The organism is Anaerofustis stercorihominis (genome assembly GCF_024623185.1).
In the GTDB taxonomy this organism is placed as follows: domain Bacteria; phylum Bacillota; class Clostridia; order Eubacteriales; family Anaerofustaceae; genus Anaerofustis.
In genome coordinates this window covers 186,292-206,821 of record NZ_JANJZK010000001.1, presented here as the reverse complement: position 1 = coordinate 206,821, position 20,530 = coordinate 186,292, and the positions used below count along the sequence as shown (strand labels likewise).

The 20,530-nt window shown below is 36.1% G+C and carries 16 protein-coding genes; 2 read left to right on the top strand and 14 right to left on the bottom strand.

Features of this window, described 5'->3' with window-relative positions:
* Positions 1-4 precede the first annotated feature (4 nt).
* From NSA01_RS01100 to NSA01_RS01065, 8 genes are all read right to left on the bottom strand, one after another.
* Entirely contained in the window at positions 5-649 is a 645-nt protein-coding gene (locus NSA01_RS01100; protein WP_257479678.1) for an HAD hydrolase-like protein, read from the bottom strand.
* A gap of 298 nt (positions 650-947) precedes the next feature.
* Complete coding sequence (gene dnaJ, locus NSA01_RS01095) at positions 948-2,087, bottom strand: molecular chaperone DnaJ (RefSeq protein ID WP_257479677.1); 1,140 nt, start codon at positions 2,085-2,087, stop codon at positions 948-950.
* A 67-nt stretch (positions 2,088-2,154) separates the two neighbouring features.
* The gene (gene dnaK, locus NSA01_RS01090; RefSeq protein ID WP_257479676.1) at positions 2,155-4,008 is read right to left on the bottom strand and encodes a molecular chaperone DnaK; all 1,854 of its coding nucleotides are present in this window, start codon (positions 4,006-4,008) and stop codon (positions 2,155-2,157) included.
* A 22-nt stretch (positions 4,009-4,030) separates the two neighbouring features.
* Entirely contained in the window at positions 4,031-4,648 is a 618-nt protein-coding gene (gene grpE, locus NSA01_RS01085; RefSeq protein WP_257479675.1) for a nucleotide exchange factor GrpE, read from the bottom strand.
* Positions 4,649-4,657: 9 nt separating this feature from the next.
* Positions 4,658-5,695 (bottom strand): heat-inducible transcriptional repressor HrcA, encoded by a 1,038-nt coding sequence (hrcA, locus tag NSA01_RS01080; protein ID WP_257479674.1) that lies wholly within the window; start codon positions 5,693-5,695, stop codon positions 4,658-4,660.
* A gap of 313 nt (positions 5,696-6,008) precedes the next feature.
* The gene (locus tag NSA01_RS01075; protein ID WP_257479673.1) at positions 6,009-9,119 is read right to left on the bottom strand and encodes an FtsX-like permease family protein; all 3,111 of its coding nucleotides are present in this window, start codon (positions 9,117-9,119) and stop codon (positions 6,009-6,011) included.
* Between the two features lie 252 nt (positions 9,120-9,371).
* On the bottom strand, positions 9,372-10,076 hold the full coding sequence (locus tag NSA01_RS01070; RefSeq protein WP_257479672.1) for an ABC transporter ATP-binding protein: 705 nt from the start codon (positions 10,074-10,076) through the stop codon (positions 9,372-9,374).
* Between the two features lie 77 nt (positions 10,077-10,153).
* On the bottom strand, positions 10,154-10,867 hold the full coding sequence (locus NSA01_RS01065) for a DNA alkylation repair protein (RefSeq protein ID WP_257479671.1): 714 nt from the start codon (positions 10,865-10,867) through the stop codon (positions 10,154-10,156).
* Positions 10,868-11,005: 138 nt separating this feature from the next.
* Here NSA01_RS01065 and NSA01_RS01060 point away from each other — a divergent pair, with 138 nt between their 5' ends.
* Both NSA01_RS01060 and NSA01_RS01055 read left to right on the top strand, forming a co-directional pair.
* Positions 11,006-11,848 carry a fumarate hydratase gene (locus tag NSA01_RS01060; RefSeq protein WP_257479670.1) on the top strand — a complete coding sequence of 281 codons (843 nt, stop codon included), beginning with the start codon at positions 11,006-11,008 and terminating at the stop codon, positions 11,846-11,848.
* A 1-nt stretch (position 11,849) separates the two neighbouring features.
* Complete coding sequence (locus NSA01_RS01055) at positions 11,850-12,398, top strand: Fe-S-containing hydro-lyase (RefSeq protein ID WP_257479669.1); 549 nt, start codon at positions 11,850-11,852, stop codon at positions 12,396-12,398.
* Between the two features lie 53 nt (positions 12,399-12,451).
* Here the strand turns inward: NSA01_RS01055 and NSA01_RS01050 are convergent, their stop codons facing one another.
* The 6 genes from NSA01_RS01050 to NSA01_RS01025 form a co-directional block, all read right to left on the bottom strand.
* On the bottom strand, positions 12,452-14,908 hold the full coding sequence (locus NSA01_RS01050) for a fibronectin type III domain-containing protein (RefSeq protein ID WP_257479668.1): 2,457 nt from the start codon (positions 14,906-14,908) through the stop codon (positions 12,452-12,454).
* An 844-nt stretch (positions 14,909-15,752) separates the two neighbouring features.
* The gene (locus NSA01_RS01045; RefSeq protein WP_161907742.1) at positions 15,753-17,450 is read right to left on the bottom strand and encodes a recombinase family protein; all 1,698 of its coding nucleotides are present in this window, start codon (positions 17,448-17,450) and stop codon (positions 15,753-15,755) included.
* An 85-nt stretch (positions 17,451-17,535) separates the two neighbouring features.
* Positions 17,536-17,820 carry a hypothetical protein gene (locus NSA01_RS01040; protein ID WP_016307793.1) on the bottom strand — a complete coding sequence of 95 codons (285 nt, stop codon included), beginning with the start codon at positions 17,818-17,820 and terminating at the stop codon, positions 17,536-17,538.
* Between the two features lie 9 nt (positions 17,821-17,829).
* Positions 17,830-18,726, bottom strand: a complete 897-nt coding sequence (locus tag NSA01_RS01035) for a ParB/RepB/Spo0J family partition protein (RefSeq protein ID WP_016307792.1) — start codon at positions 18,724-18,726, stop codon at positions 17,830-17,832.
* Positions 18,723-20,075: a relaxase/mobilization nuclease domain-containing protein gene (locus NSA01_RS01030; RefSeq protein ID WP_016307791.1), complete on the bottom strand. Its 1,353-nt coding sequence runs from the start codon at positions 20,073-20,075 to the stop codon at positions 18,723-18,725. Before NSA01_RS01030 ends, NSA01_RS01035 begins: the two co-directional genes overlap by 4 nt.
* A complete protein-coding gene (locus NSA01_RS01025; protein ID WP_016307790.1) occupies positions 20,076-20,378 on the bottom strand; it encodes a plasmid mobilization protein in 303 nt (100 codons plus the stop codon).
* Positions 20,379-20,530: the final 152 nt, after the last annotated feature.

Here is a 20,530-nt window from a genome sequence, read left to right as displayed (position 1 = left end):
AAAACTAACCTAAAATTATCTTAGGTATATCTACCGGCAAATCGGCTATATGAGTAGGATCACTTTCTTTTATTTCTGTTAAATCCCCATACCCGTAAAGCACTCCTATAGTATCAAGGTCATTATCTTTCCCGCCTAATATATCCGGACGTTTATCGCCTATCATGATCGCATCTAATTTATCTTTAACATTCATAGTTTTTAAACACGTTTTAATAAAATCACTCTTCGTTCCCTTTGTTTGATATAAATTATTCGCTTCTATAGTCTCAAAGTAATTATGTATACCAACATGTTCCATTTCAATCAAAGCCGTTTCTTCCGGCTGACTTGTTGCAACAGACATTTTAATACCGCGATCTTTTAATTCTTCCAAAGTCTCTATCATATTATCAAAGGTATGACATTCATAAACACCTTTTTCAAAGAAATATTTATTTCCCACATCTACGGCTTCTCTGGCTCTTTCTTCGCTTAGCCCAAAATCATTAACAAGCCTTCTCGTAAGAGGAGGACCGATCAAAGCTTTTATATTTTCATCAGTATCAAATATTCCGGCATGATTTAAAGATTTTTTAAACATTTTAACTGTGCCTTCAGACGTATCTATCAGCGTACCGTCCAAATCAAAAACTACATACTTATACATATCAAATCTCCTAAAAGTAATTACCTTTAAATTATATAATAAAAATACTTAAAAATAAAGGTATTATTAAATACGATTAAATATTGATTATCATAAGTATTTATATATTTAAATCAAGAAAACTGTTCTACTTATTTTTAGTAATATTGATAACTTTAATCTTTTTTTCTTTTAGCATATGAGACAGTAGATGAAGTTTGATTTAATAAATAATGAAAGTAAACACATTAATAATATATTAATGTAAAGAATTAATAAATCCAATTATGACACAAAAAAGACCGCTTAGGCGGTCTTTTTACTTAAAATTATCTTTTACTTTATCCCAAAAGCCTTTGCTTTGCTCGTTGTTTTTATCGCTTGAAATATCCGAAAATTCCCTTAATTTTGCTTTTTGCTTTTCATTCAAGTTTTTTGGAACTTCAACTTTGATTTCAACGTATTCATTTCCTTTACCAAAGCCGTTAGGATTTTGAACTCCCTTGCCTTTAAGCTTGAATACCTGACCTGACTGTGTTCCTTCAGGAATTTTAAGCTTAACTTTACCGTCTACAGTAGGAACCATTATACTGTCGCCTAAAGCAGCTTGAACGAATGTAATTGGGATCTTACAGTATATGTCATTTTCTTCTCTTGTAAATATAGCATGGGGTTTAACAGAAATATAGATATAAACATCTCCGTTAGGTCCGCCGTTCTTTCCTGCTTCGCCTTCTCCTCTGAGAGGAAGTACACTTCCGGTATCTACTCCTGCAGGGATCCTTATAGAAAGAGTTCTTTGTTTCTTAACATTACCAGTTCCCCCGCAAGTCTTACAAGGATTGACTATTTTCTTACCTGTACCGTTACATTCATCACAAGTTTTTACTGTCTGAACTGTTCCAAATAAACTTTGCTGAGTTACTCTTACCTGACCTGTACCATGACACTTATCGCAGGTTTTGATATCAGAGTCGTTTACTGCACCCTTTCCTGAACAGGTATCGCAAGTTTCGGTCCTTCTTATTTTGATTTCTTTTTTACATCCGAAAACAGCATCTTCGAAAGAAAGTGTCAAATTGACCCTTAAATCTCTGCCCTTTTGTCGAACGTTTTGTCTTGAGGCACCGCCCCCGCTAAAACCTCCTCCGAACATAGAGCCGAATATATCACCAAACATATCTTCAAAGCCGCCGAACCCGGCACCCCCAAAGCCTGCACCGCCCATATTCGGGTCGAACGCATCATGTCCGAATTGATCATATTTGGATTTTTTATCAGGATCGGATAAAACTTCGTATGCCTCGTTTATTTCTTTAAATTTCTCTTCCGCTTCTTTATCATCAGGGTTTCTGTCCGGATGATATTTCATAGCAAGTTTTCTATATGCTTTTTTTATCTCGTCTTCGCCGGCACTTTTATCTACTCCTAAAACCTCGTAATAATCTCTTTTTGACATTATTATTTACTCCCTTATATATTATGAAAAATCACCCTGCGGTTTGGGCAGGGTGAAGTTAGACATTTTATTTGTCGTCGTCATCTACTACTTCGTAATCTGCATCTACTACGTTATCGTCTTCTTTAGTTTCGCTGTTGTTTCCTACATCTGTGCCTTGAGCCGCACCTGCACCGTTCTGAGCTTGTTCAGCATATAATTTTTCAGCGATTGGGTATAAAGCTTCACTTAATTTTTCTGTTGCTGTTTTGATTGCTTCAACATCAGAACCTTCTAATTTTTCTTTTAGATCTTTGATAGCTTCGTCTACAGGAGCTTTTTCTTTGTCTGTTACTTTGTCTCCTAGGTCTTTTAATGTCTTTTCAGCATTGTATACTGCTGCGTCTGCATTATTTCTAACAGTGATTTCTTCTTCCTTAGCTTTGTCTTCGCTTGCATATTGTTCAGCTTCTTTAACTGCTTTATCAATATCTTCCTGACTCATATTTGAAGAAGACTGGATTACTACGTTTTGTTCTTTTCCTGTACCTAAATCCTTAGCTGTAACATTTACGATACCGTTAGCGTCGATATCAAAAGTAACTTCGATTTGTGGCACTCCTCTAGGAGCTGATGGAATTCCAGTTAATTGGAAACGTCCCAAAGTTTTATTTCCGCTTGCCATACCTCTTTCACCTTGAAGTACGTGGATATCTACCGCCGTTTGACCGTCTGCCGCTGTAGAGAATACTTGACTTTTCTTTGTAGGTATAGTTGTATTTCTTTCGATTAATTTTGTAAATACTCCGCCAAGAGTTTCGATACCGAGTGATAACGGAGTTACGTCAAGAAGTAATACATCCTGAACATCACCTGCAAGCACCCCGCCTTGAATAGCCGCACCGATAGCAACACATTCATCAGGGTTGATGCCTTTGTCCGCATCTTTTCCTGTAATTTTCTTAACTGCTTCTTGTACTGCAGGAATTCTTGTAGAACCTCCGACCAACACGATTTTATGGATTTCGCTTGCTGATAGACCTGAGTCTGCAATAGCTTTTCTTACAGGTTCCATTGTAGCTTCTACAAGATCTGCTGTAAGTTCATCAAATTTAGCTCTTGTAAGTGTCACATCTAAATGTTTTGGACCTGCTGCATCCATTGTAATAAATGGAATATTGATTTGCGCTGTCGTTTTGCTTGAAAGTTCAATCTTAGCTTTTTCTGCACTTTCTTTAAGTCTTTGCATAGCCATTTTATCTCCGCTTAAATCAATACCGTTTGATTTCTTGAATTCACTGACTAAGTAATCGATTATTTTATTATCAAAATCATCTCCGCCTAAGTGGTTGTTACCGTTTGTAGCCTTAACTTCGAATACTCCGTCTGCAAGTTCAAGGATTGATACGTCGAATGTACCGCCGCCAAGGTCGAAAATCATTACCGTTTGACTTTGTTCTTTATCAAGACCATAAGCTAAAGCTGCTGCTGTAGGTTCGTTGATAATTCTAAGAACTTCAAGACCCGCAATCTTACCGGCATCTTTTGTAGCCTGTCTTTGAGCATCTGAGAAATAAGCAGGAACTGTAATAACTGCTTTAGAAACTGTTTGTCCCAAGTAACTTTCTGCATCTTTTTTAAGCTTTTGAAGTACAAAAGCAGAAATTTCCTGCGGTGTATATTTCTTGCCTTCGATATCAACTTTATAATCGCTTCCCATATGTCTCTTGATTGAAGCAACTGTCTTTTCTGGATTTGTTACTGCTTGGTTTTTAGCAACTTGACCTATTAGTCTTTCTCCATCATTTGTAAATGCAACTACTGATGGTGTGGTTCTTGCACCTTCCGCATTTGCTATAACAACGGCTTCGCCGCCTTCCAATACTGATACACATGAATTTGTAGTACCTAAATCGATACCTATAATCTTTTCTTTACTCATCTTTCTTACTCTCCTTATTCCTTTATTTTAACTTATTTACTTTGACCATACTTGGTCTTAAGACTTTTTCTTTGTATATATATCCATCTTGAAAAACTTCAAGAATGATATCATCATCTTTGTCATCCAATTTTTCCACCGCTACCGCATAGTGTTTATTTGGATCAAATTTTTCATCAAGAGCTTCTATTGTTTCTATACCTTCATTTTTAAGTAATTCGGTCAGCTGTGTAAATATCATATTTACACCCTCATAAAAACCGCTTTTTTTATCAGCTTCACTATCCAAAGCCCTTTTAAAATTATCAATTATAGGAAACAAACCTTCCGCAAACTTAGATGTTGAATATATAATCATAGCTTCTTTATCTTTACTTGCTCTTTTTTTGTAATTATCAAAGTCAGCCAAGAGTCTCATATAGCTGTCATTTAATTTATCATATTTTTCTTCCATGCTTTCTTCCTTGACTTCCTCTTTTTCTTCAGGCTCATTTTCTTTTTTTACTTTCTCAGCCGTTTCTTCTTTCACTTCATCCTGATTGATCTCTTTGTTTTCATCTTTACTCATATACTTCTTCTTTTCTCTTTCTTCTTTTTCTTTTCTGAGTTCATTTATATCTTTTATATTATCATTACTCATTTAGTTACCTCACTTTTTAAAAATTTTCGTTATATGTTTGGTAAGTTCATCACTTAAAAAATCAAGTGTAGAAACTGCGTAATCATAATTCATTCTTGTTGGTCCTATAACGCCTATCGTTCCTACCGTTTTACCGTTCAATTTATAATTTGCGGTTATAATGGAACAATCGTTAAAGTCCTCAACCTTATTTTCATTTCCTATCACTATATGGATATCACCATCATCACTGTCAACCGAAATAGCACTTTCAAGCGCCTCTTTACTGTTGACAGAATCTATAAAATGTTTTGCTCTTTCTATATCTCCGAATTCCGGGAAATTGAGAATTTTACTAACTCCTCTGGCATATATCTTTGACGAATTCGTATTTTCAACCAAACTTCTGAATACCGGCATTATTTCCGATAGTATCCTGTTTTCTGTCTCACTTAACCCTTCAACCAATTCACTTAATAAGTTGACTGCTTCATTTGCCGGTCTGTTCTTTATTATAGTAGTAAGAGCATTATTGATTCTTTCTATCTCTTCGAGTGTCACATAAGTTTTAAGTCTTATTTCAGAATTTTTTATAAGTCCTTCTTTGGTAACTACTATAAGCATTACCCTATCTTCTTCTATAAAAACAATCTTAACATCTTTTACATTAAGAGAAGATAATCTCGGTGCCATTACCAGTGATGTGTAATTAGTCATTTTAGTAAGTATATTTAAAGTTTTTTCTATTGTATTATTAAGTTCAAGCATATAGTTATCAAATTCCGCTCTGACAGCCTCTCTGATTTCAGACTCCAAAGCATTCTTTTTCATGAAATTATCAACATATAATCTATATGCGCTGGTAGAAGGAATTCTTCCGGCAGAAGTATGTGGCTTTATTAAAAACCCCATTTCTTCGAGGTCCGACATCTCATTTCTGATGGTAGCCGAAGACACACCAAGATTATACTTTTTCTCTAATGTCCTTGAACCTACAGGCTCGGCTGTTTTGATATAATCATTTATGATAGCTCTTAAAATGTTAAACTTTCTATCGTCCCAGTTCATTTTCCTTTCTCCTTCTTATTAGCACTCCTTAAACATGAGTGCTAACACTGTCATAAATATACCACCAAGAAAATACTTTGTCAATAGATTATAAAATTAATTTTCATTTTTAATTGTATTTTAATCTTTACCTTATTTTAAATAAATTACGCACAGCACAATGTACTATATTTACTCTATAGACTATGAAAACAATACATATTAATTTATCAAATAAAAACTAAAAAAGAAAGAAAAATAGGAAGAAAATCTTATATTTTATTAATTTATATTATTAAATAATAATATAAAAAAGAGAAGCAAAACTTCTCTTTTATTCCACGCTTTTAAGTGATTCTACCATATTGATTTTTTTAAGAGTCTTTTTTAGGAAAAGGTTAACTATGAATGCAAATACTATTGTCAGTATAATTCCATATACATAACTCGACAGCTGGATCCCTTTATAAAATTGGACAAAATCAACTGAAACGGTATCAATCAAATATCTATGAAAATATTTCCCGACTATACACCCAACTATTATCCCAATGATATTTAAAATAATATTTTCTCTTACTATATAAAAGTTTACTTCATTATTATAAAATCCGAGAACTTTAATGGTTGCAATTTCTCTTATTCTCTCACTGACATTTATATTATCCAGATTAAACATTACCACAAATGCAAGCATACCTGCGGCGACTATTATAACTACAATGACAAAATCCATACTATCTAACTGACCTGCAAAATTTTCAGCGACTCTTTCATTGAATTCAATACTGCTTATATTTTCATTTTTAAGCAATGTCTCACTCAATTTATCGTAAGTACTTTCATCGTTTTTATTGAGCCTTGATAAAATAAGATTTGGTTTAATATCCTCATCTACTATGGTTTTATAATAATCTTCACTCAAAAACATGTAATGATAAACATAATTATTGATAATATTCACTACGGGTACATCGTACTCTTTATCATCCAGATCCTTGATTTTTATTATATCGCCTTTTTTGATATCTGCTATTTCACTTAATCTGCTGGTTATAACTACACCGCTTTTAGGCATGTTTATCTTATCGCCGGTTTCATAATCACTAAGGTAAATATAATCATTTACAGCATCCTTATCAATGGGAACCATTAAAGAAAACGAATAATCCTTATTCTTTCCAACTACACTGTAAGTATCTTTAAAAAATAACTTACTGCCCTTGATTTCTTTATTATCATCATAAGTATATTTGATATCATTTATCTCTTTGTTTGAAAGGTCACTTTCAATAGAAGTTTCCATATTGTAATTCCAAATAGTATTATACTGAAGGTCAACGATAGCCGAAACCGAATACCTTATGCCAAATGCGGCAATCAACAGACCGCAGCATGCTCCTATTCCTACAACACTCATAATAAGACGTTTCTTATATCTTACAAGGTTTCTTATGGTTATTTTCCATTTAAAACTTATCTTATTCCAAACAGCGGGTATTTTTTCAAGTAAAGTTTTTCTTCCGCTTTTCATTACCTTAGGTCTGAGAAGACTAGCACTTACTTCCTTAAGGTCACTGTTACATGCAAAATATGCACTAAGTACCGTACACATAACGCCTATAAATAATGATAAAAGTATATAACTTGGGTAGATAACGGTAGCTAAATCCGGAGTTTTATAAAGTATTCTATAAGCATTGTAAATCATCTTAGGCACTAAGGTAAATCCGATAAAAAGACCTACTACACTGCCTATAAAACTTGCTAAAAATGCATAAACGATAAACTTTATACTGACAGCCCACTTGCTAAAACCAAGAGCTTTAAGTATCCCAAGTTCCGTCCTTTTTTCCTCTACCATTCTAGTCATGGTTGTAAGACATACTAAAGCAGCCACTAAAAAGAAAATCAAAGGGAATACTTTAGCCAAAGATGTTATCTTCTTTGAATTATCCGCGTAACTAAAATAACTTTCATTGGAGTTTCTATCTAATGTATACCATTTTACTTCTTTTAAATTTTCTACCTTTTTTTTAGCTTTTTTTATTTTATCTTCTGCTTTTTTGAATTCATCATCTGCTTTTATTTTGTTTTTTTCATAAGACGCATAGCCTTTATTTAATTCTGCCCTGCCCTCTTTTATTTGGTCTTCTGCTTTTTTAAATTCTAAGTTTGCTTTCTTTTCTTGTTTTTCTAAATCTTTATATCCATCTTTTATTTTTTGTTTTCCGGATAATAGTTCTTGTTCGGAAGCTTTAACCTGCTTTTCGCCTTTTTCTACTTTTGCTTCTGCAATATCAAGTTCTTTTTGTTTATTACTTATTACATCTTTTAAATATTCTTTTTCCTGCTCGGATAAACCTGCAAGATACTGCTCGAACTGAGCCTTTCCCTGTTCAAATTCACTTCTCGCTTTTTTTATCTCTTCTTTTGCTTTTTTAAGTTTCTTTTCATTACTCGGTAATTCTTTTTTAGCTTTATCTAAATCATTTTTTGCTTTTTTAAGTTTTGATTTAGTTTCTTTTTTAGTTCTTCGTAATTCATTTTCACTGTTATTTAACTTTATCTTATTACTGTCTAAGGTATTTTTTGCTTTATTTAATTTATCATAAGTTTCTTTCTTTTTATTATTTAGCTTACTTTCGGATTTTTTAATCTTTTTATTAGCATTATCTTTTTCCTCTTTTAATCTTTCTTTGCCTCGTTCATTAGTTACTTTCTTTATATCTGTCTTGTAATCATCTATAATATCTTCATATTCTTCACTAAAACAATTTACTTTGTCTACATTATTTAGGCTAACGTACAAATCAGTATATACACTGCTGTCAAAAACATCTTTATTTAAAATCAAAAAAGTATTTATACTGCCGTTTCCGAGAGTAGATGAACCATAATCATCATCGGTAATATAATAAGACCATTCAGCACTTCCAACTATTTTTAATTTTTTTACTTTTAACTTTACACCGTCATGATCTTCAATAGTTAGTATATCCCCCAGCTTATATCCTTTGAACTGCATATAATTGTCGGAAATAACACACTCATCATTCTTCTTTGGATAAGTTCCTTGAATAAGTTCATATTTCATCATCTTTATGTCTTTATAGTTCGGCATTCCAAAAGCTTTGGCAACTATGCTGTCATCACCGTTTTTTAATAACAGCTCGGTGGAATATGTTGCGAGAATATCTTTTGTATTCTTATCATTTTTTATTGCTTCAACATCTTTATCATTGAACCCATATGTAGACATAAAGTTGATATCGTATAAGTTGGTATCTTCAAAATACTTATTTGCGGTAAATTCCATCTGGGGACCTATTACTCTTAAACCCACAAAAAAACAAACACCTAATAACGTAATCAATAGGATAGAAATAAATCTGTTTTTAGTTATCTTGATTTCTCTGAATAAGTCTTTTAATAAAGTCTTCATTATTTACCTTTTCTAATAATAAAATATTTATTTTATTATTTTAAATAAACTCTTTAATCATTCAAAATACTCTTTAAAGCTATAAAATAAAAAATATGAGGGTTGGGTTAGCGGTCGTTTCAAAAATCTCGGGCAGAGATTTTTAGAAAATCCGACCGCATTAAAAGCCGCCACGGCGATTGAGTGGAAGATTTTTATCCAATATTTTTATCTTCGGAAAAATATTGGTCGACCTCAAGGTCGAAATATTGATTACCACTCAATATCCTCTACATTCTTAACATTTTCATTTATGATTATATCGCTTATTTCTCCGTTTTTTACTTTGATTATCTTATTTGCCATTGACATAAGTGCAAGGTTATGGGTAACGACAATAACGGGGATATTATTCATAAAACATATATCCTGCAAGAGTTTAAGTATCGATTTTCCGGTCTTATAATCAAGAGCACCCGTAGGTTCATCACATAAAAGTAATTTTGGATTTTTGGCAAGCGCCCTTGCAATAGATACTCTCTGCTGTTCTCCGCCCGATAGCTGTGAAGGGAAATTATCTTTTCTATTTAAAAGTCCGACATCACTAAGAGCTTTTTCGGCGGATATATCTGAATTTGAAATCTCGGTAGCAAGTTCTATATTTTCCTTTGCGGTGAGATTTTGCACAAGGTTATAAAACTGAAAAACAAAACCTACATCATATCTTCTGTATGTTGTAAGCTCTTTCTCATTAAACGAACTTATATCCTTTCCCCCGACAATAATACTTCCGCTGGTTATAGAATCCATTCCTCCCAGCAGATTAAGAAGGGTCGTCTTACCCGCACCGCTTTGACCGACAATAATCGTAAATTTACCTTTTTCTATTTCAAAACTTACATTATTTAGTGCAGTCGTAGTATTTTCTCCGCTTCCGTAAATCTTACTAACATTTTTAACTATGATATTTTCTGACATATAAAACCCCTGACTTTTTACTTATAAGTATTATACTATCAATTAAAACATTTTCATATGCATTTTATTAAGAAAAATCAAACATTACTTCCCATCTTTGATTTATTGGAAATAAGTCTGGTTCTCCCTTCAACTTTAACCAATGTATTAAATTCTTTTAAAGCATTGTTCCCGATCCATACTTTTGATTTTATGCCGGAAGATACTAATTTATTTGAAAGTTCAATGGCTTTTTCTTTATAATAAACATCTTTTTTACCGATTTCCTTTAGTGCCCATAATACTGCCTTTTTTACATGCTCCCTGTCATCATCACTGTTTTTTTCTATTATTTGAAGCATTTTATTTAATGTATCGTCGTCAGCTTTTTTGTCGTGAATCACATAAGATGCAATAAGGGTAAATGCAGCTCTTTTATAATATAATTTGTCACTGTCACACCATTTATATATAAGATTTTCATATCCTTTTATTTTAATGATTATATTCTTACATAAATGATCACATAGATCCCAGGATATGACATCTTTCATTATTTCTTCTATATATTCAAGTGTCATTGACTTTTTATCCATTATTAAAACAGAAAGCAGCATTGCTTCGTGATAATTACTCTGCCAAAGCTTTACTGCAAGCTCATTATCCTTTTTGATACTTTTAGCCAGTCTTCTCAAATCCGTTGTAGAAACACCTATACATCTGTCTTCGGGAATACCCAGCTTAATTATATTTTTCTTATATTTTTCATCACTCATTTTTTTTAGTTCATTGATTATTTCATTGCTATTCATAACTATTCCCCTTTATTTGAAAGTATATTTAAATTAATTATATAACAAATCAAAATTTTTACTATTACTTTATTTCGCAAGTAGAAAATATTTTACTGCTGTGATATACTTAAAAATATAACAAATACAGAGGTTATTATGAGAGAAGTAGATACAAATTTAGTAAAAAAAACAGTTAAAGAATTGATATTAAAAGCAAACGTGTTTTTAAGTCCCGATATAAAGAATGAACTTATTAAAAAAGAAAAGGAAGAAAAATCAGAGATAGGTAAAGGACTTTTGAATGTAATAAACGAAAACATCGAAGTTGCGGCAAGTGAAAACTGCCCCATTTGCCAGGACACGGGGATGTGTATAGTTTTTTTGGAAGTCGGACAGGATGTTATATTCAAAGGAAATTATATTTATGATGAAATAAACGAAGCGATAAGAGAAGCTTATGATGAAGGATACTTCAGAAAAAGCGTAGTTGGCTGTCCGCTTAGAAGAGAAAACACAAAAGACAATACTCCGGGAATTATATATTACAATATTGTTAAAGGCGATAAAGTAAGTATAAAGGTAATGCCTAAAGGCTTTGGCAGCGAAAACTGCGGGGCAACCAAAATGCTGAAGCCTGCTGACGGCTACGACGGAGTAATAGAATTTATCTTGGACACGGTAAAGAATGCGGGAAGTAAGCCTTGTCCTCCGATGATAATAGGAGTCGGCATAGGAGGGACAATGGAAAAATCCGCAATTATGGCAAAAGAAGCATTGCTTTTAGATATAAATCACAAAAATACTGACCCATATTACGCTGAAATGGAAAAAGAATTATATAAAAAGATAAACAATCTCGGGATAGGTCCTGGAGGTCTCGGAGGGACTACTACCGCTCTCGGAGTAAATATTTTAACGTACCCAACACATATAGCAGGACTTCCGGTAAGTGTAAATATAGGCTGTCATGTATCGAGACATACACAAATGGAGATATAATATGGAAAAGAAAATAACATTACCATTAAACGATGACGAAATATTAAATCTAAATGCCGGTGACAAGATTTATTTAACTGGAACCATATATACTGCCAGAGACGCCGCGCATAAAGAAATGGTGGAAACTATACAAAAAAGTGAAGCTCTTCCTTTTGATATAATGGGAGCATGTATATACTATGCAGGTCCATGTCCGGAAAAACCCGGAGAGATAATAGGTTCATGCGGACCGACGACGTCTGCAAGAATGGACAAATATACTCCTTTACTTTTAAAAAAGGGACTTAAACTCATAATTGGAAAAGGCGAGAGAAATGATGAAGTGGAGAATGCTTTAAAAGAAAACAGAGCAGTGTATTTAGCGGCAGTAGGCGGCTGCGGAGCACTTATAAAAAAATGTATCAAGAAATCCAAGCTGATAGCATATCCACACTTACTGTCAGAAGCCGTTAGAGAGCTTTACGTGGAAGATTTTCCATTGATCGTTGCAATAGATGCAAAAGGAAATAATCTTTATAAAAGCGAAATGAAAAAGTATCAAAAATAAGCAATAAAAAGACCCCGATGATAATGAGGTCTTTTTTATTATAACAATTTTATTTATTTAACTCTTACTTTTAAAACCTTACTGAAGCTTCCCTTATTGCTTCCTGCAACAGCTCTGACTTTATAGTAATAAGTCTTCTTTGATTTAAGTTTTTTATTTGTATATTTTGTAGATTTTAATGTTGCTACTTTTTTATAACCACTGCTCTTTTTGGTTGAGCGATAAAGTTCATATCTAGTAGCACCTTTAACCTTACCAAAAGATACTTTAGCGTATTTCTTACCTGCTTTTACTTTAAATGATGAAACTTTAGCAAGTTTTAACATCGGTATTGATGTGATCTTTGTCTTTGCATTACACCTTGAGCAATGTATTGATTTAGATCCCTTAGAGGTATATGTCGCTTTTTTGTCTGTTGTATAACTCTTATTCCATTTATGTCCCAATGCTTTTACAACTGTTTTATCTATTTTATGACAGTCAGAACAAAATCTTGCATTAGCGCCATTTGCAGTACATGTAGGAGACAATGCTGTTTCCCAAGAACCGTAATTATGAACATCATTCTTAGGCAGTACGGCTTCTTCCGCTGTGCTGTCACATCTAGAACAGTGTTTAGATTTAAGTCCTTCTTTTGAGCATGTAGCCTTTTCATCAATCGTAAATTCATCACTGTAATCATGGCCTAACGCTTTAATTGCAACTTCGTTTTGATATGCATCACAGTTATCACATTTTTGTGCCATCAATCCCTTATCTGTACATGTAGCCTCTTTTACTACAGTATATTTATCTGCATAACTATGTCCAGCAGCAACAATGTCCCTAGCATTTTGAGTAACATCACACCTTGAACAGTGCTGTGATTCACTGCCATTTTCTGTACATGTAGCTTCTTTGTCCGTTGTATATTCCGAAGCAAAATCATGACCTAAAGCATCAATTGAAGTTACTTCACTTTTTTCGTCACATCTTGAACAATGTTTTGATTGACTTCCGGCTTCTGTGCATGTAGCTTTTTTATCTATAGTAAATTCACTAGCATAATTATGTCCCAGTGCAGGGATATCATAAGCTTTATCTTCTTCCTGACATGTCTTGCAAACTCTTGCCTTCTTGCCCGCTTCGGTACATGTAGGGTCTTTAAGTACATATTCATCCCAGTCGTGTCCCGTAGCAGGAATAACTACTTCGTCTATCTTATCATAACATACACTGCATTCTTTATATGTCTTTCCATTCTCTGTACATGTTGCAGGTTCTGTCTTTTCTTCATATTTATGTCCAAGAGCAGATATAACTTCCGTAGAATCTGTTTTTACATCACCACAAACACTGCATTTCAAATTCTTTTCACCGACTTCGGTACAATTTGCTTCTTTAGTAATATTTTCTTGATAGTTGTGTTCTATCATAGGAATTTCTTCAGTTATCTTATTACTGCAAACACTGCATGTCTTACTCTTACTTCCTGCTTTTGTACAAGTAGCTTCGCTATCTACTGTCCAGTCTTCGGGATATGTATGATCTTCAGTCTTGCTTATTTCAGTTACCTCGGATTTTTGAGTACATCCGGGTGTTGTACAGTGATGAGATTTGATTCCGGCTTCTTTGCATGTTGCTTCCTTATCAACTGTCCATTCTTCGGAATAGCTGTGTGGAACCATTGCAATTTCTTCGCTGTCTTGTGTTGCATCACATCTTTTACAGTGTGTTGATTTGCTTCCTACGGCTATACATGTAGGTGCTTGGTCAACTGTCTTTTCAGCATTCCACTCATGACCCAATTCATCATCTGCCGTAGATAAAATATTTTCATACCCGCAAACGGTACAAACTTTATAAGTCTGAGTACCTACAGTACATGTAGGATCTTTTGTAAGTGTTTCATCCCCATATGTATGGGCAACCACAGGGATTACTTCACTCTCTTTTATTTCATTACATCTTTTACAGTGTATAGATTTGCTTCCCGATTCTGTACATGTCGCTTCTTTATCTACTGTCTTTTCACCTTCCCAATCATGACCTAAAGCAGATGTTTCCTCTACCTTTTTATCACCGCAAACGCTGCAAGTTGTTGTAGAAGTACCGACATCGGTACAAGTCGGTTCAACAACAACAGGCTCCCCATACTTATGACCGGTAGCAGGGATAGCTGTTTTATTAAGCACAACATCACAGCCTGGATTTGTACAAACCAAGGCTTTTTCGCCTGCTTCTGTACAGGTAGCGTCCTTGGTTACCTTCTCTTCAAAATTGTGTCCGGTTGCATCGATAGTTTTTTCACTATCTTCCTGTTTTTTATCACAGACACTGCAGTGAATGGATTTTGCTCCGTCCTCGGTACAAGTTGCTTCTTTATCAACAGTATATTCTTTATTCCATATGTGATTACCATCACCACAGTCTTTTACTTCGTCATTTGCAAAGACATAAGTAGGAAGTAAAGAAACAACCATCATTAAAGTTACGACTAAGCTTATACCTTTTTTTAAGTGATTCTTCATTTAATAATTTCTCCTTTATAATATTTTAAATATATTATGCAAAGAAATTGCTACAAAAAGTTTACTTTTTGTAACATAAAATATATAATAAATATAAGCTTTTAATGAATATATTTATGCACTAAAACAAATAATTATGACATAAAATCCAAATTAATTTGTCATTTATACAATTTTTTGTATTGTTACACATAGTAAACCTTTTTTACCAAAAAATCTTATTATTTCTATGAATTTTTTAAATAAATATTTAAATATATATGTTTAACGAAAGTATTATATTTTATAAACTGCCAATAGCAAAAAAAGAAATCCTATTTATTAGGATTTCTTTTTGATAAAATGAGGGAATGATATGAAATTTCTTACATACCATTTAGGGGAAATTATGAAAAAGTTTCTAAAACTTTTTACTCTTAGAGTATACAATTTAAAAATGACATGCCATTGTTTTTAATGTGAAAAATTTAAAAACCTTTAACGTTTTTTCTTTCATGAAAACCAAAATAAAAATAGAAATGAAACAAGTATCATTCTATTAAAGTTTTATTCAAATAATGTAAATGAAATTTCAAGCTAAATATAAAGTTTTAACTATTATATATTTATAATTAATTATATTATTACGAAATCATATCGCAGATATTATCATAAACAAATCATAATACAATATGATAAACACATTTTTATAAAATAACATAGTATATATATCTGATTATTATTAATGTCAATATATAATTTATTTTTACACAAAGAAAAAAGACCTTTTGCTGTCGCCAGATAAGGATGTTTTTATGTAAGATACAGTGTAACTCGGTAAAAGGGATTACACCGTATCATTTTGTTATGCTACGAATTTGAAGTCCTGCGGATTGTTCCGTATTTCTTCCATTGTGGCAAGGATTTCTTTTTCGGTGGGAATATCTATCATCCCCACCGCCGTAAAATAAATATCCACCTTCACATGGCTGTGTCCACCGAAATTTTCGCTGTTGTGGACTTCGATACGCTCAATCAGCGAATTGACAAGCGTAGGGGTAAGCTCCTTAATGTCGGTCATCTCCCGCAAAGTGCGTAAGACAAGCCTTAAATCCATTACCCGCTGTTCGGCATTCTGCAAGGTCTGGCGGTTTTCTTCCAATTCCAGCGTCAATGCTTTCTGCTCCTTTTCGTAGTTCTGAAGCATTTTAGCAAACCGTTCGTCGGAGAGGATGCCGCCTGCGTTCTGTTCAAATACCTTTTCAATCAGCCTGTCGATTTCCGCTATCCGCTTTGTGCCGTTCTCAACAGCCTGCTGAAGTTTTTGGTATTCCTTCTGCCGCATGGCGTTGTTTTTCTTTGCCAGCAGATACAGGAATACCGGCTCATAACAGCGTACAAAATCGGATAAATCGCTGACAGCTTCCAGCACAAGCCTTTCAAGGACAATATCGCGGATATAGTGCATGGTGCAATTCCCTCTGCCGGATTTATATTGGGAACAGCGGAAATGCTCCTGTTTCCGTTTCATGCTCTTGGCGGCGACAAAGTGCATTTTCGATTTGCAGTCGTAGCAGTAGAGCAGCCCCGAAAAAAGGCTCGTCCTGCCGGTTTTCGTCGGTCTGCGCTTGTGTTTGCGAAGTTCCTGCACCCTCAGCCATTGTTCCTCGGAGATGATGGCTTCCTGCATATCGGGGATGATTTGGTAATCCTCCTCGCTGTGCTGGATTCTCTTATGGACTTTGTAACTGACGGTAGTGCTTTTGAAATTGACGGCGCAGCCGGTGTACTGCCTGTTTTCAAGGATATAGCCGACGGTCGCCTGTTCCCACCCGCAAGGGTTTTTGGGGACTTTCTGAGCATGTTTCCTGCCGATGGATTCAAAATAGGCGGCGGGGGAGAGTATCTGTTCTTCTTCAAGCTGCCTTGCAATCTGCATCGGGCCTTTCCCTGCAAGGCACAGGGCAAAAATCTTCCTTACGGTTTGCGCCGCCGGTTCGTCGATTACCCATTGTTTCGGGTTATCTTCCGATTTTCTGTACCCATAGGGTACGATAGAAGCGATACGTTCGCCGTGTTCCGCTTTGGACTGCCACACCGCACGGATTTTCTTAGAGGTCTGCGCCGCATACCATTCGTTGAAAATATTGTGGAAGGGCATCATCTCCACGCCGTCGCCGGTCAGAGTGTCCACACGTTCTTGTATGGCGATAAAGCGGATGCCGAGGGATGGGTACACCACTTGCGTAAGCCTGCCCATTTCCACCTGCTCACGCCCGAAGCGTGAAAGGTCTTTGACGATAATCGTGCCGATTTCGCCGTTTTCTGCCATACGCTCCATACGCACAAAATTCGGTCTTTGGAAGGTCGTCCCCGACACGCCGTCGTCCACAAAAAACATTGTGTTGTTGTATCCCTCTTTGCGGGCGTAATCCTTTAAAATCTGTTTTTGGTTCGTTATGGAATTGGATTCCTCGTCTTTATTATCGTCGTCAACCGAAAGCCTACAATACAAAGCTGTGATTTTTTCTTCTGTCTGCCCGTTTAATTTTGCTGTTGTCATAAAAATAATCTCCTTTCCGACAACTGGGCATAGCAAAGGCAGGGTTATCTTACTATACCCAGTTATCTTTTTCCAATGTGCAATATTAAACCAGCTTCTCGGACAATATCAGTTCTTTAAACTGTTCCAATACGCTTTGGCTTCCTTTTTTGCTGAAATGGGTGTTGACCTTGTAGGTCGTGCCGCCAATTTTTAATGAAAACTCGTTTTCACCACTGAAACGCACTAATTTTCCGCTTTCAATGCGGATTTCGGGACAGCGGGGCAGTACCTCTTGCGATAAATTGATTTTCTCATTTTCATCTATCGGCTCATGCGGCAGCATATAGACTGCATTTGGATTGACTGTAAAAGTTTCTAATTTTTTCATACTTCCACCTTACCTTTCATCACGGCTGTTTCGTCTGCGTTCCAGTTTTCTGTTGTATTCATAAAGCAGCTTCAGAATCGTGTCCGTCATCTGTTTTTGCGTAAAGTTTTTCGGGAAAAATCCCTTTAAATCCTGTACTTTAAAGCTGATTCGCTCGGTCTGGTTGGCTTTTTCCTCCGACATGATTTCATAAATACCGTCCGAGGAAAGAGTATTCTGCTGAGCCTGTTTCTTCATGTGGATACTCTGTGCGTGGGATGGTGTGCAGTCGTTCAGGCTCATTGCGTCAAGCAGTATTTTCTGCTGTTCTTTGGAGAGGTAGGACAGTTCCACGGCGGGGCTGAGTGCGATAATGCCTTCATCAACTTTGTCAAGCAGTTCGGGGATAAGGTAAGTCAGACGGATATAGCGGAACACTTGGTCACGGCTCTCATTCTGTGATTTTCCTATTTCGGCGGCGGTATCTGACTTTGTCGCAGCTTGCGACAAAGTTAAATCCGTTCTCCTGCCCTGTGCTTTCATTGCATCCATTTTCATTTTGTAGGCAAAGGCTTTTTCGCTTGGGAGCAGCCTTTCACGGTGCAGGTTGCTGTCTACAACCGCAATCATCGCTTCGTTTCGGTCAAGGGGATAAATTAAAGCAGGCACTTCGGAAAGCCCTGCTTTTATGGCGGCGTGTAAACGCCTGTGTCCGCTTATCACTTCATATTCATCTGTGCTTTCAATTGCTCTTACAATCAGTGGGGAGATAATGCCTTGCTGTCTGATGCTTACGATAAGATTGCCCATATCTTCATTATCCAGTACCTTAAAGGGATGTCCCTCAAAAGTACGGAGTTTATCTACTTGGATATTCGCCGCCTTTTTCTTCGGCGGGGTATTGGTTTTAATTTTGCTATTTGTCATCGTGCATACCTTCTTTCCTTATTTTTGGTTATAACAGCGGTTTCCGCCTGCCGTTCGGCTTCAATTACCTCTTTCAGCTTCGGTATTTTTTCAAGGACTGCTTTTGCAAGGGACAATTCCGCCCGCAGAGGTTTTATCTTGGCGGAGATTTCTCTTGCCGCTTTGTTCAATCCATCATCTTTTTTGTGGCGGTTTCGGTTGTAAATTGACTGCCGTTCTTTTTCCAATGCGCCGATTTGCTCCCGTTTTTCTCCGATAAAAGAAACAAGCTCCTGCGGGGAATCAATGTTGTTTTTACATAGGAACTTGTATTCTTTCAGCGTTTTATCTAATTTTACGATTTCCTGCCGCATGGTGGGGGAGAGTGGGCGGGGAGTTTCGGGGGCAATGTTGTTTCCCGTAACCAGCCTGCAAAGTTCAATCACAAGGGAAAAAAGTATCTGTATGCCGTCCATGCGCTGTATTTTACGGTACTCGATTTCAAGCGTAAGGAGCGGCGTATATTTCGGCTTGTGGAATGGGACATAGCCGACATGCCGCTGGTTGTCAAGCAGTTTTGCCCTGATTGCTTCGGGCGTGTATTCTTTTCCAAGCCGGTCTAAGCGGACTGCCCTCTGCCAGCCTGTCCCTTTTACGGAATAATGGGCGAAGTTCTCATCACGGCAGATTTCATAGTCCATATCCTTTAAACGGATTTCAAATGCCTTGAAGTTGGCGGACTGGGCAAGGGCGGCGTCAATATCCGCTTTTAAAATCTCCCGATGTGACAGCCCGCCGTTTTGTTTCCGCCAGTATTCTTTTTTGCTTCTGCCGTAAAACTCTGCGTCTTTCAAGATGCTTTTCCCATGTTCCAAACATACAGAGTCGGAGATTTCACGGAGTTTATGGTGGTCGGAGATATGGTTTTCAAATTTCCTGCCCGTCTTAAAGGATACGGAATTTACAACAAAATGATTATGGACATTGTCTGTATTAAGGTGTGTGGTAACAACAATTTCATACTCGTTTCCCCACATCCGCTTTGCGGTTTCCATGCCGATTTTGTGCGCTTCTTCGGGCGTGGCTTCGCCGGTCTGGAAGCTCTGGTACCCGTGGTACGCCACATTGCCGCCTGTTTTCCCGAAGCGTTTTTTCGTTGCCGTCATACGCTCATACGCCCGCTTTGCATTGCAGTTGATGCCGCTGACATACATACGCTCATCGGTCTTTTTATCGTTGGATACATACTGTAAAGCGGTGTACAAATCGCTGTCCACATACTTTTTGTCTATGGTTTTATCGGGATTTTCCGCATAATCAATCACTTCCTTCAGCCTGTCTTTGACAGGCCAGAAGCCGGTGGTAGCCATTTACACCACCAGCCTTTCACGTTTTGGCAGTATCAGTTCTTCGGTAATACTGTCAATGAGTCTAATAATTTTTTCTTCCGTATCCGCTGTAATTTTGCCTTCGACAGCGATACAGAGTTCGTCCAGCTTATCATTAAAAGAGAAAAATGCTTCGGGCAGGGCGGCTCTTGGCATATACCCCAAAGCACGCTGGCGGAGATACTCTGACACGGAAAGCCCGCACTTTTTGGCGTTCTGCTCAATGATGTTTTTCTCTTTTTCGCTCACACGGATAAATAAATTTTTGTTCTTGGCTTCGTTCATAACATCAGTCCTTTCTTGGATTTTTGAGGGGATTGGGGTATTCCCCAAAGGGCAATCGGCTCATAAAGCCGGTTGGGGCGGAAACTGTCAATACAGTTTCCCTGCTTGCTGCGGTATGCGACACTCTTTCTGCCGCATACGGTCTGTTGTTT